5 protein-coding genes, 1 tRNA gene, 1 other RNA gene and 2 pseudogenes are annotated in these 14711 nt (G+C 39.9%); 3 read left to right on the top strand and 6 right to left on the bottom strand.

Annotated elements, in window-relative coordinates:
- Window positions 1-193 precede the first annotated feature (193 nt).
- The 4 genes from ACVRYP_RS08990 to ACVRYP_RS08975 form a co-directional block, all read right to left on the bottom strand.
- Window positions 194-266: transfer RNA gene (locus tag ACVRYP_RS08990), tRNA-Lys, on the bottom strand.
- Window positions 266-461: non-coding RNA, 6S RNA (gene ssrS, locus ACVRYP_RS08985), on the bottom strand. The genes ACVRYP_RS08990 and ssrS overlap by 1 nt, the downstream gene beginning before the upstream one ends.
- A gap of 55 nt (window positions 462-516) precedes the next feature.
- Entirely contained in the window at window positions 517-1791 is a 1275-nt protein-coding gene (locus ACVRYP_RS08980; protein ID WP_447468384.1) for a replication-associated recombination protein A, read from the bottom strand.
- Between the two features lie 424 nt (window positions 1792-2215).
- Window positions 2216-8152 carry a G5 domain-containing protein gene (locus ACVRYP_RS08975; protein WP_447468383.1) on the bottom strand — a complete coding sequence of 1979 codons (5937 nt, stop codon included), beginning with the start codon at window positions 8150-8152 and terminating at the stop codon, window positions 2216-2218.
- Between the two features lie 243 nt (window positions 8153-8395).
- Between ACVRYP_RS08975 and ACVRYP_RS08970 the strand changes: the two genes are divergently transcribed.
- Window positions 8396-11200: a Spy0128 family protein gene (locus ACVRYP_RS08970; protein ID WP_447468382.1), complete on the top strand. Its 2805-nt coding sequence runs from the start codon at window positions 8396-8398 to the stop codon at window positions 11198-11200.
- Between the two features lie 80 nt (window positions 11201-11280).
- On the opposite strand, the pseudogene ACVRYP_RS08965 reads toward ACVRYP_RS08970, so the two are convergent.
- Window positions 11281-11487 (bottom strand): annotated as a pseudogene (locus tag ACVRYP_RS08965) (transposase); the annotation flags it as partial.
- Window positions 11488-11506: 19 nt separating this feature from the next.
- Complete coding sequence (locus tag ACVRYP_RS08960; protein WP_447468381.1) at window positions 11507-12460, bottom strand: IS30 family transposase; 954 nt, start codon at window positions 12458-12460, stop codon at window positions 11507-11509.
- Window positions 12461-12790: 330 nt separating this feature from the next.
- On the opposite strand from ACVRYP_RS08960, the pseudogene ACVRYP_RS08955 reads away from it, so the two are divergent.
- Window positions 12791-12997: pseudogene (locus ACVRYP_RS08955) on the top strand (IS30 family transposase); the annotation flags it as partial.
- Between the two features lie 147 nt (window positions 12998-13144).
- A partial coding sequence (locus tag ACVRYP_RS08950) for a Spy0128 family protein (protein WP_447468380.1) occupies window positions 13145-14711 on the top strand: 1567 nt, incomplete at its 3' end.

The raw sequence follows: 14711 nt of genomic DNA, 5'->3' as shown, positions 1-14711 counted from the left end.
ACTTAAACAATCTAATCTGTAAATTGAGTAGTAGGAAGGAATGCAACATGATTATATAAAGAAAAAGCGGGCTATGAAGACCAATAGGTTGGTGAAGTACTTTTGGGAATCATGAGCAGTTGAATTAAGACAATTTGAAGTTGACCAAATTACAAAAAAACGCTGATAAATCAACGTTTTTTAGTCTTATAGATACCCCCTACAGGGCTCGAACCTGTGACCCATAGATTAAGAGTCTACTGCTCTACCAACTGAGCTAAGGAGGCATACTGCTGTATTGGTGCCGGAGATTCATGATTTGTATTGAACCCGCGCTAATTAGCAGGTGGGTGACTCGCTCTAACTGAAGCTGCTTCCGCGTGAAACGGCTTGCATGCTGTTAGATGACTTGTGTCTCCCATATAAATACAAAAATTTGTTCGGTCAACACTATTGTATGAATTCGTACACCACAGCAATGTTTATACCTTATATGTTATCACTTTTTGAAAAAAATTCAAGGGAAAATGGTAAAAATTAATCCGCTTTCTTTAAGTGATCGATCCGTTCTTTATTGGTGGCAAGGGCTCTTTCGTATTTTCCAGTCTGGTTGGGTTGGAAGTAATTGGCATTTTTCAGTTTATCAGGAAGATATTGTTGGTCGACCCATTTTTCAGGATAGGTATGTGGGTATTTATAATCCACAGAGTTTCCCAATTCGACGCTGCCTGCGTAATGGCCATCCCTTAAATGTCTAGGAATAGGCAGGGCACCCTTGCTCCGAAGATCAGACAAAGCGGCATCCATAGCGGCATAGGCTGAATTAGACTTGGGCGATAAAGCTAGGTCAATCACAACATTGGCAATCAAGATACGAGCTTCTGGAAAGCCAATGCGTTGGGCAGCCTCAAGGGCGGTAACAGTATGGATTTGAGCATCTGGATTGGCTAGGCCGATATCTTCATAGGCGATGACAGTCAAACGTCTAGCTAGGCTTGGCAAATCTCCCGCTTCAATTAAGCGGGCGGCGTAATGAAGACTGGCATCGACATCTGAACCGCGGATGGATTTTTGCAGGGCAGATAACACATCATAGTGGCCATCCCCGTCCTTATCCATGGTGATATAGGAGCGTTGCAGGCTATTTTCCACATCTTGGAGCTGGATATGACGTGTTCCATCATCTCTTGGATTGGTCGAGAGAACTGCCAGCTCTAAAGAATTGTAAGCGGAGCGAAGATCGCCATTGGTAGCTGTCGCAATGAAGTCTAGGGCTTCAGGGTCTAACTTGATGTCAAAGTCAAAGCCTCGTTCCTTATCTGAAATGGCTGTTTCCAAGGCCTTTTTGACCTGGTCAATGGAGAGTGGTTCAAGCTCAAAAATCTGAACACGACTGCGAATGGCCGGCGTAACAGAAAAGAAGGGATTCTCTGTTGTCGCCCCAATCATGGTGACGAGTCCATTTTCCAGTAGCGGAAGCAGGAAATCCTGCTTGGTCTTGTCCAAGCGGTGAATTTCATCGAGCAGGAGGATCAGGCCACCTGAAAACTTGGCCTCCTCCGCAATGGCTTGGAGATCTTTTTTACTGTCAACGGTAGCATTAAAGGTGCGAAAGGCGTACTTGGTCGTTCCCGCGATAGCAGCTGCAATAGAGGTCTTGCCAATGCCAGGTGGGCCATAGAGAATCATGGATGAAAGCCGCTTGGCTTCGACCATGCGACGAATGATTTTACCCTCAGCAACCAAGTGATCCTGCCCGATAACCTGATCAATTGTTTTAGGGCGCATACGCAAAGCGAGATTATCAGGCATATTTTTCCTCCAGACACTTACTATACATCAAAAAAACGTGGCCAAAATTTTGATGGAGAAGTTTTCTATCGTTTTCGGTTCAAATTGAGTTTTTCATTTTCTAGCAATTGCTAGGTCATTGTTTAATCTGAGAAAGCCATTTTGACAAGCAATGTCCTAGTGATTAACAGATTTTCTACTTTAAAGAGGAATTGGCTGAAGCAACCTTCCTCAACATAGCTATCTAAATTATATCATATCACGATTCGGAACGTTTGAAATTATCTGAAAGTCTTTCAGTAAGCAATACTGTAAATCTTTCCTAGCAAAACAAACACGAGTGTGACTTGAGCTTAAAGTTAAGAGCACACTCGTGTTTTGTTATAAATTCCCTTTTTAAGGGCATTCACTATCTGCTAAATCAGCGGTAATGAGGGGGGAATCCTTACGAATCTTTTTTCTTGCTGAGGCCCGCAGTTCCGAGAAGACCAAGTACTCCCAATGTCAAATAAGGAAGGTATTGGAACTCATCTCCAGTAGCAGGAAGAGTATTATTCGTATGAGAGGCATCATAAGAATGTTCAGAAGGAATAACAGGATAATCTTCAGAAACGGAATTGACCTGTCTAGTACCGACATAGATAACTTCAGTCACACTCTCTTCAAGAGTTACCGTGGACAGTAGTTCATTTGTGTTGGCATCATAGGTCAGCTGCACTTTACCAGGTTTCCCTTTAATAACGATTTTATTGTTACCATAATTTAAGTCCGGAGTATAGATATAGTTAGTATCAAATGGAACTTCTTTAATAACAATAACTGTATTTGTTGTATTAGGAAGTCGATGCGTTCCGATTTCCAAGACTTCATCAACCGGCTCTCTCGTCACTGATTCAATCAATGATGTCTTATCTACGGAGATAAGATCACCAGTCAATGCATTAACACGACGTTTGTAAATAAGAGTTTTCTCACCATCTTGTCCAGCAACTTTGATTTGTTGAGTGCCTTGTGCAAGATTAGGATTGTAAATACGAACGGTCTTATAAGGAATTACCTCTGTCTCAGAGACTGTTTCCTCCACATAGGTACCTTTATAGACAATCTTATTCGTTGGTGCTAAGGTAACGACTGAGCGGATAGGAACTGTTGATGTTTCAATCACTTGGCCCGTTGTCGTATCGACTACTCTGGTATAGGTGGAGATACGACGTCCTTTTTGACCAGGAGTTCCTTCAACCTCAGTGCCGAATGGGTAGAGGTCTGAGTCTTGATATTCAATATCAAAGTCAATCTCTTCGCTAATCTCAAATTCTTCAACACGAGTGTTGGAGATTGGTTTTGTACCAACAAGAACGACTTGAGTTACAGGTGGTGTAACAGTCTCAGAGATTAGTGCCTCAGAAATGAGTTCACCGGTATTGCGATTAACGCGTCTTGTATAGAGAAGCGTTAAGGTTCCGTCTTGACCAGGAGTTTGGATGATTTGAGTTCCAACTGGATGTTGATCTGAATTTATAAATTCAATCTCAAAAGGAATTGGTTTCGTCTCTGTGCGAGTTGTCTCTTCATAAGTTCCTACGAGAACAATAGCTGATTTAGCTGCTTTGATGATTTGTTCACGAACTGGGTCAGTTGTTGTAGAGATAATTTCTCCTGTATAACCGTTTGTGCGTTGCAGATAAATCAGTTTACGCTCACCATTTTCTCCAGGAGTTTGGATCACTCGTGTACCGTAAGGAAGATCGTTGGATGGTACTTCTAATGTATCATACTGAATAACTTGCGTTTTTTCGATTTCATTTTCAACATAGGTCCCCTTGACGATGATGCGAGAGACTGGCTCTGTCCTTTCGGATTTAAATGGTACACTATCTTGAGAAATTGTTGTACCGTCAGAATGTCTGCTATATGCGTTGAAGTATTCAATCAGTTGACCAGGTTGACCTGCCCTCACCTCGTTTTCTTCCCCGTAAGGAAGGGAGTCGTCATAGCGAATTTCTGTATCAAAGTCTATTGAGGTTGTCTCAGAAACAATTGATGTCACGCGATCTCCGACTCGTGTAATCTCAGGAGTGCTGGTAACTTCCTTGAAAGAAGACGGTTCAACATCTTCGTAGATAACTGTTCCATCATCGGTGATTAGTTGGCGATAAACGGCAAACCGTTGACCGTTGACACCAGGTTGAGTCACAAGACTTGTTCCATAATCCATAGTGTCATCCAAGACAGTTATTTTCTCAAATGGTAATGACTCAACGACTTCTTCTCTAGTTGTTTCTGTCAACTGTTCAGGGGTAGGTGAAACCTGACGGGTTCCAATAACAATAACAGTTGGAGTACTAGGAGTTGTCGAAACTTCATTGTATTGAATGCCAACAGCATCTTTTAAACCAACAGGTAAATCAGTAAATTGATAAACAACCTCGCGTGTCTCACCTTTTTCATTGGTATACCAAGCTGTTACAGTGAACTTTTGCTCTACACCATTAACAATTTTGATAGGAGAAATACGAACATTTGAATTGGTTTGTCTAGCATTAAGGATATCCGTCCAATAACGGTATTGTTCCTGATCCTCTATCGATACTCTAGAACTCACCGTTAAGTCCGGTGTCATGTAGTCCGCATATAGCAGTTTATCTAATAGGTCATTAGTTGTTCCATCATTTCGTGTCTCTCGTGTCGGAGTAATCCCAATATTTCTGAGCAATGTATTACCAACATAATATGTTGTTATACCAGCATGATTAAGATTGCTGTTATCTGTTGTAACTTCATAGGTATCAACTGTCTTACTTCCGGCAGTCCCTTGGGTTTTCACATAGCTTTCTTCAAGCGTCAGAGTAGCATCATATTCATACACAAGATTAGGTGCTATTGGCTCTGTTTGGCTACTAATTAACACACGGTTGTCCCCAAAACGTTCCCTAGCCAAGCCAAACTCATCACTATTAAGCCCACTATAATTTGTCAATCGTGTGATATTATAGTTAGCCATTGTCGTTGGTAAAGATTGAGTCGTATTATCTTGGTACAGTGGATTTCCGTTAAGGTCAACCTTAAGTTTCCCATCCAGATAGTCAATATTTGTTAATCCATTTGGGTTATCCGCTGAATTTGAGGTATCAAAATAAGAAACTGTTCCTTGGGCAACACGTCCGTCACTTGTAAAAGTATTATTATCTACATATCTGACAACATTAGCTGTTTTTAGGACATCTAGCGCATATTCCCTAGTTTCAAGGTTATTCCGATTCGGATTTCGATAACCAATAAAAGCAGAGTCTACATGAATATCATTGTTTAAAAATATTAGTGGTTGTGTATTTTTAGATAAACCTGCAGCATTAGATAATGTTGTTGAATAAGCACCACCCAGATTATTAGCGTCTACTAGAGTTTTGGTTACTGTTACAAGGAGGGGGCTCTCAACTGTACCATTTCCAGTCTCTTCTTTAATGGTTTCAATGCTATTAGAAATGCTGCCATCTTCATTTAGTGGGATACTTTTTGGAGTTGCCGTTACAATCGTGACTGTCTTAACAATTTCGTCCGTACCAATGATTTTAGTGACTAGGGTCGTGGTTTGTCCGGTGACAGAAGTTACCGTCTCCAACTTTTCATTCGAACCTGCTTCACGATAAATAGTAGTAGTTGTTGTAGCTTCTAATATGGTATTTGAAGCAGCATTTGGACCTGGTATACCGTTAATTTCAATCAAACCCGTCTTTTGTACAGGCATGTTAATTAAACTCTGTTCAACCTCACCAAAGTCCAACTTATTGTCTTTAACAACTATTGCTTCAGCATTCGTTGAAATGGATAAGGCTGCATATCTAGCCAAGTCACCTTTTGAATTTGAATGAGCTAAAATTGTTTTATTTGCGCTAATATCATTGCCTTCAACAATGACTGCACCTCGGAATTTGTCTTGAAGTGCCCCGATATTTCGCTTAGTGCTAGCATTATAGTCGTTTACAGTGGAGCTTACACTGCCTTCAACAATATGGATAGGGCTAAAAGCATTTTTATCACCAGTTATGGTACCTAAACGAACTTCATTGTCTTTGACAATAATGTCGCCTGAACCTAATCCCAATTCGTTTGAGTATAAGGCATTCCTACTATCGCGATTTGAATTAATAACGGTAATTACTTTTGCTGCTGAATCTCCCGAAATATTATTATTCGAGATGTTCAGAGTATAATCCATGGTAGGTTCATCAATTCTAACACTGATAGCGTGCGATAGGTAATCAAATTTAGACGCTGTCGTACCAGATCCATTCGCTATATTCTGAATGGTGTTATTTGTAATATTGTAATTCGCATCTGCCTTTGCTGAACTCAAATCCCTCAGTGTAGTGTTAATAGAAAGATGAATTGCTTCATACTCATTATAAGATTGTCCATGGATAAACTCACCGTTCATTTGGAGATCGTTTTCCACAATACGATTACTTGGATCTTGCGTAATCACATTATTTCTAATGGTAACATTCTCCATTGGGTAGGTCCGGTTATAAATAGCAATCCCTGACAGACGATCACCGATAGAAGTATTATTTTCGACTAAAATATTATCTCCATCATGGAAATCAAGTCCTTTACGGTAATTATTTATCGTAGTGTTATCTCTAAAAACAATATTGAGGTTAGCAGAGCCAGCTGAGGAGGCGATGCCATAGCCGGTAGAACCGCTCTTTTCATGACCATTGCGTTCGGCAAGGTTACCTTCGGCTAAAAATTCATTTTGGAAAGCAAAGGTAACACCGGAGACTCTATTATCATGTAAATGACTATTGATAACTTTATTGTTATAGTTGAAGTGTAACTGATCGTAAACTTCATGATACTCCGATGGATCACGTTCATTATCTCTAAATTGATCGCTAACACCTTTTGAAGGGTAATCATAGCGGGTGAAACCTTCGCGATCTGCACGCAATTTCCCATCAGATGTATAAGGTATTAGTACAGTGTTAGGACTTGATGTAAAATAGACCCCTGAACGATTGGCACCGGAAACCTCCACACCATCTACGGTGACATTGTTTGCGTTATTAACTTGAATCCCGTTAACTTTTCCTTGGTAAACAGCTCCGCGAACATAAAAGTCTTCTTGGTCAGCATCCGTAAATTTAATGGCAAAATCCTTAAATACAAAAGCGTCATAAGACTCGCCCTTCAGATCTCCTCCGTCTAAGACGATGGCAGCAAATTCCCTAGTATCTGTAACATTTTCGTTAGAATCAAACATCTGACCATACTGTTCGAGATTAACATTGAAAATAGTCTGATCTTTACCGTCACCATAAAGGGCAATAACATTGCTGTGAAGTTCTTTAGTGATTTGAATTTGTTTAAAGTTCTCTGGTTTTGTATATACGGGAACTACAAGATATTGTGAAGCAGCAGTTGCTCCTTTCGGAGTCGCTTCAAAAAGATTGTCAGCAGTTAACCCATAATGTGACTTCAAGTAGTCATATTCTTGAGCTGTTACATGATTAGTATCAGTAATTCCTTCAAGTTCAGTGATTTTTATAGGCGTGGATGCGCCGTAGATTCGCTTAGCAACTTCTGCATTGTCTGCAGAAACAAGTTCAGGAATAGCTGAGAAGGACCGTATTTCATAATGGCTGAGAACACCTTCGTCTCTTTGTAAAGTATACTCACCAGATAATTTGACGGCGACTCCTCTGTACTCGTTACCAGTGTTATCTGCTAATACAACGCTATTTGCTGTATCCAAAGCTTTTTGGATTGCTGCTGCATCATCGCCTGGATATGATGCTTTGAAATCGTTAGCATCAATATAGTACCAATTATTATTATAATCGTACTTAACAATATAGTCAGAACCATCCACTGTTGGCTTGCTCACGAGAGTGCGATTATGATCCGTAGTAACAGCATCATCTAATTTTGTTGATGGAGCATGGACAGATTTGCTATCAATTGTAACGTCCGGTATGACTGCATCTGTTGGATTATTTGTAATCAACGTATCAACATCTGCACCAATATCTGGACTTTCACTAGAAAGATTTACCCCGGTTGAAACAGATCTAAATAAAGAGGCACTATCAACAGCAGAAGGAGAGAAAGACTCCTTATCATTGATTGTCGCAGCAACTGTTTCGACTAGATTTAGTGATTGAGGCTGCTTATCCGAATCAGCATTTGCTTCAGTGATAGTTGAACCAGTTGACTCAACTTCATTTCCTTGAAAATCAACTGAGTTTGCGCTAGTGACGACTGAAGATTGATCTGTAAGCTCATTAGCTGACACGTTGCCGCTCAAACCTATAGATAAGATTGTAGCAGATGCTGCGGGAACAGCAACCCACTGCTTTTTAACTTTTCGAAGTAACTTCATTTTAATTTCTACTTTCCTAAAATTTTTTTAGATAACTATATATTAATACAAGTTTAAAAAAAAAACAACATATTTGAAACATTTGAAGAGAAGATAAAGTGTTCTATAACTATACTAAAAAAAAATGAAAAAATTATTGCAAATTCTTTAAACATTTGCTATACTATATCCGTCAGTACACTTTGGTTTCACTAAGATTAGAGGTGTATTAGCAAAAAAATATAGGAGAAAAAGGAAAATTTTATGGATAAAAATAGATTCCTTAAGGCGTTGATTGCTATGACAGCGTCGCTTTCGTTTCTTTTTGCTGGGTTGTTTGCCTCAGCCAATGCAGTCGAAGCGAAAGAATTAACCAATGTTATTACTGAAATCTCATTGTTAGATGGCAGTGATACTACTCAGACCACGGATTCCGAGGGTGTGTACAATATCCGTACAGGAAATGCTTACAAATTACGTGCTTTGTTTGATTTGAAAGCTTATAATGGAAATCTTGAAGATGGAGACTACTTCACATTAGATATTCCAGCACCGATGGATGTTTACAACAATACTTTGCAACTTGTTGACAATGATACTAAGGTCAACATTGCAACTGCAGTTGTTACAAAAACAGGTCTTAATCAAGGTGGAAAGGTTACTATTACCTTGAAGAATCTTGATGAGTATAAAGAAGCTACAAATAGTCAAGTTGTAAAAGATGTACAAGGTAACTTTGCAGCTTCGTTTAGATTTACTTCTGACCAAACAAACACAGCTATTCCATTTGATTCATCATCTGTTCAAGGGACAATTACTCATAAATACTCATCTAAAACCATCTCAGGTACAGAAGAGGGTTATGAGAACTTTGCTAAAGCAGGTGGTCAAGCGAGTCGAACACCATGGGAATCTCCAATTCTAGCTTCAGCAGGATTTGTTGGAAATGGCTCGTATGTTTCTAACTGGCGTGTGCGTGTGAACACTGGTGGTCAAGATTATGGTAAAAACCTCGTTTTAACAGACTCTCTTCCAACAGGTGCACAATATGCGGCGATTCGTTACATTCCTGAGACAGTAACTGTTTATGAAGCCCCTTCAATGTCTGGTGGCACTTCAGCAGTCATGGGTGATTTTGTTAAATTAGTTGAGAACACTGATTATGTCTTGGCTTGGAATGATAACTATACAGAATTTACAATCACTTTCAAAGATGGTTCAAAAAAATATTTTGTAACTTATCAGACAACGACTCCAAATGATGGTTCAACAGTAGCTAACCAAATTGGTTTAACTACAGAAGACGGTACAGTTTTAACACAACGAAGCAATAATACTCGTACTACAATGGTCGCTTCTGCAACATCATTAGTATCAGGTGAAATTAGCGCATCCCCCGCCTATAAGATTCGTATCAGTAAGACTGATAGCTTTACTCAGGCACCTGTAGGAGGAGCTGTCTATACCATTACTCAAAAAGATGATACCTCAAATACTCAAGAGGTAACAACTAACCAAAATGGTATCGCTATCTCATCAGAATTTGAAAAAGATCAAGCTGGTAAAGTATTCATTATCAAGGAAAAGACTGCACCAGAAGGTTATCAGCTCGATGAAAAAGAATATGAAGTAACTCTTGGTGCAGCAGGTACATTGGTTAACTTACAAGATGTATCAATTCCTGCGAAAGTAACCATTGAGGCAACTAAAGCCTTGACTGGTCGTGATTTGTTAGCAGAAGAATTTACTTTTAATCTATTAAATCAAGCCGGTAAAGTAGTTGCAACAGCAAAAAATACTGCAGATGGTAAAGTAGTCTTTGCAGATGTTGAATTTGCAGGGGCAGGTGTCTATAACTATACCATTAAAGAAGATGTGTCAAATCCGCTTCCAGGTATCACATACGATGATGAAGCTAAAGCTGTTACTATTACAGTTACCAGTAATGCAGGCGTGCTTTCAGGGGTTGTAAGCACTGAAACACCTAACTTTGCAAATAAATATGGAGCAAAACCAACAACATTAACTATTAAAGCGCGTAAGGAAATTGTTGGTGACAATGCTCCATCACTTGTAGCTGATCAGTTCGAATTCGAATTGTTGAACGAGTCTAAAGAAGTAGTTGCAACAGCAACAAACGATGCAGATGGCTTAATTACTTTTGCAGATGTTGCTTTCGATGCTGTTGGAACATATAACTTTACTGTGAAGGAAAAGGAAGGTTCTGTTCAAAATATTCGATATGACTATGAAGAAAAACCACTGACTGTTCAAGTGACAGACGAGAATGGTCAGTTGAAAGCTGTAGTTATTTCTCCTGAAGATCCTATTTTACCTACTATCTCTAATGAGTATATTACGACGACAACAACTACAAGCACAACAACTACAAGCACAACAACTACAAGCACAACAACTACAAGCACAACAACCACAGCGCCAACTACGACAACGGTAGCTCCGACTACAACAGTTGCGACAACTACAGAAGCTCCAGCTACTACAACAGTTGCAACAACCACAGAAGCTCCAGCTACTACAACAGTTGCAACAACCACAGAAGCTCCAGCTACTACAACAGTTGCAACAACTACGCCAGCTCCAGTAGTAACAACACCAGCTCCAGTGGTAACAACACCAGCTCCAGTAGTAACAACACCAGCTCCAGTAGTAACAACACCAGCTCCAGTGGTGACAACACCAGCTCCAGTGGTGACAACACCAGCTCCAGTGGTGACAACACCAGCGCCAGTGGTGACAACACCAGCTCCAGTAGTAACAACACCAGCTCCAGTGGTAACAACACCAGCGCCAGTGGTAACAACACCAGCGCCAGTGGTAACAACACCAGCTCCAGTGGTAACAACGCCAAAAGTGCCAGCACCACCAGCTAGTCCTAAATCTACTACAGTAACAACAACAACAACTGTACCAAAATCTACGAAGCCAGATGTGAAAAACAAGCGCACTCTTCCTTCGACAGGTGAGACAGTTGGTTATGCATCCGTTATTGGTTTGGTCTTATTGGCAGTTTTAGGTACTTTTTATTACCGCTCTCATAAAAACTAAAAGCTGATGTTTTGAACGCATATTGAAGTAACTCTTTTAAAGATAAAAGGCTCTTTGTCAACTGTAGTGGGTGGCTTATATTATACAAGAGAGAGAATCACGTTGGTTCTCTCTTTTTGCACATTCAAAGCAATCAAAATTTTAGTTTTAAAGTTCTTGAAGTTCCTAAATCCAAAGGCATTTCGTTTTATATCTTTGATCAGTTTATTAGTGGCTTCTAGTTTAGCGTTGGAATAAGGTAATTCTAGGGCATTAGTAATGTATTTTTTATATTTTTTAAAGGTCTTGCTAAATTTCAAGTAGAAGTTAGCCATTTTCAAGAAACTGTGCAGGAGACAAATAGTTCAGTATTTTCTTAGGATAATGATTGATCCAATTTTCAATGAAAGCGACCTGTTTCTGGGTCGATTTCTTAGTTCCTTTAGGCAACCATCGTCTAATGAGCCGATTATGGTTCTCATTGGTCCCTCTTTCCCAAGAGGCGTAGGGATGGGCATAGTAAAGATGGTCTTCTGGAAACACCTCCGCTAAGCGATTGAATTCCGTCCCATTATCAGCTGTTATTGACTTAATCGTCCAGTTGTTAAGGATCTCAACAATGGCATTGTTCACAGACTGACTAGTTTTATCGGGTAATAATCGAATGATTTGATGGCGACTTCTGCGGTCTGTCAATGTTAGTAAGCAATGATTTTTCGCCTTGGTTAAGAGCACTGTGTCAATCTCATAATGCCCATTTTCTAACCGTAAGTTAATAGTTTCCGGTCTCTTCTCAATGGATTGCCCAGCAGGTTTGAAGTGAGGACTCGCTTTTTTCGTTACTGCTTTTGGGTGTCTAGGGTATAACATATCTTTTACAGTTAGACCGAGATGCCCCTTATGAATCCAATAGTAGATGGTTGAAACAGGCACGGTAATCCCCTTTGTTTTAACCATCATTTCAGGAGACCATTTCTCCTTGATACAGTGGACAATCGACTCCTTAGTTGCCTGAGCAATTGACACCTTACGAACAGAGGCTTTTCTATTGTCTTCGTAGACAAGTCGCGCATAGTCTGCTGAATAGCTTCTCTCGAACTTGCCTTTACGAACTTGTTGCAGGATGGTTCCTCGTTTGATTTCATTATGAATGGTTTGTGGCGCTTTTCCAAGTAGTTCGGCTATTTGTCGATTGGATTTGCCGTCTCGTTGCCACCGTTCAATCAAATAACGCTCAGTGATTGTCAAGTGCTTGCCTTTTAGTGTATAATGATGTTGCATCTCAGGGAGCCTTTCTAATGTGTTTGTGGTGAACTACATGATATCTCTCTGAGGTGTTTTTGTATACTTTTTTCTCAACTAGAAGGTGGCTAAGACATTTTAGAACTTTCGATGTGAGTCATATTTAATTACAGTGATAATAAGGATATTTGGGTCTTCCAATCCGATTAAATCTGTGGTATGCTTAAGATGTTCCATATGTGTCTTTCTAATGAGTTGTTTGGTCACATTTCATTATAAGTCATATGGGACTTTTTTGATACACTCAAAAAGGCTCCATAATCTCCATAGAGGGAGTTACCCACTACAGAAATTATAGAGCCAGAATAGCTTACTCAGTATCCTATCGCTTCGATTACAACCGATAATGGCTCTGATTTTCGACCATTGTCGGATATAGACCAGGTGGCTGTTTATTTTGCTCACCCTCACGCATCCCATGAATGTGAAACAAACGAGAGCTTTAATGACCTTGTCAGAGAATTTATTCCTAAGGGCGTGTTACTCAATCCCATTACGAGTGATGAATTAGAATAATTTCTCTTAGCGATCAAAAGTAAATCTATAAAAAATAGCACCAATGAAGGGCTCATTTACCTTGAAATTTCCAGTTCTTTGTAATATAATTAGACTCAGAGTAGATTAATATAAGGAGGTAATTGAATTGTTCAATAGGGAGAGATAATGAAAACACAAAAATCTAAACTGTTTCCTCTGTTGGCTATTTTGAGTTTGGTTTTTGGGTCTCTTTTTACAGCATTTAAAACAACGACTGTAAAAGCAGCAGAACTCAATTATTCAATCACATCAGCTACGTTAATAACCAATGGTACGGTTGCAGCTGGGGAAACTATGGACTTGTCTTATGGGTGGGCAGTGGCAAATGATGTCGCAATTACATCAGGTGATACAATTACCTTAACTTTGCCAGACACGTTATCATTTCCATCTACATTAACAGATCAAATTTTGACGGTAAATGGAAGTCCAGTTGGAACCTATACGCTTAATGCTTCTACTGGAAAAATCATTATGACCTTTAATGAGGCAGGTGAGCAATACTTCGCAACGAATCCACTTGATAAGGGTGGGGAAGTTGGTGTTAAAGTAGTAGCCAGCCGGACAGTCTCTGCAAATAAGGAACAAACAGAGATTACTACGGGAACTTTTGAAGGAATTGCCCTTGCTAATTATACCTTTGAAGGCTCTGGAGATGGTTCTGTTGATGGCTATGCCTTTAAATATGGCTATGTAAGTTCTACAGACCCAACCTTAATTAACTGGTTTGCCGTTATCAATGCTAGACAAGATATTATTCGCAGTATTGTGGTGTCAGATACTCTAGGAGATGGTCAAACGCTTGAAGGCGTCCAACGTCTTGTCCGTTTAGCCTACAAAGAGGGGGGCTATAAAACTGAAGAAGAGGCGCGAGCGGGTTCAGTTGTTACTAATTTAACCGGACAAGTAGTGGTTGATGGAAACACTTGGACATTTAAAAATGGTGATGGTCACTATGGAAATGTCTATGGTGGAGGGTCAACTCCAGAATATTCTCCAACTTATGTTGTACAATATACATCACGTATTAACGATCTCTCTGCTTTGAAAGGGACATTGTCAAATAGTTTAACAGTACAAGGTCTCAATATGGGGCCGAGAACTGCTAACAAAACAGTTTCTTATGATTATACTTCATGGGCAGTAGCTTGGGGAGCTAAAGAAACTGCAGCGAACATTGTAGCAACTAAAGCATTAACTGGTAAAGACCTTGTGGCGGATCAATTCGAGTTTGAATTGTATGAAGTGGCTAACAACGGCACAGAAACATTAAAAGAGACCGTAAAAAATACAGCTGATGGTTCTGTAACCTTCTCACCAATCACTTACACTCAAGCTGGTGTATATACTTATAAGGTTGTAGAAAAATCAGGTTCAGAAGAAAATGTAGAGTACTCTACAGAGGAACTAATTTACCGTGTTCTTGTTACTAAATCAGGTGATCAATACTTGGCTCAAGTAGGTTCTCCAGAAAATGGTACAGTTATTACTAACGTTTATACAGCGCCAGTAACAACTACAACTACCACAACAGGTACGACGACAACGACAGCTCCGACTACCACAACAGGTACGACGACAACGACAGCTCCGACTACCACAACAGGTACGACGACAACGACAGCTCCGACTACCACAACAGGTACAGCAGCTACCACAACAGGTACGACGACAACGACAGCTCCGACTACCA

It is taken from the genome of Streptococcus rifensis (assembly GCF_053203525.1).
This window is presented reverse-complemented; position numbering and strand designations above follow the sequence as displayed.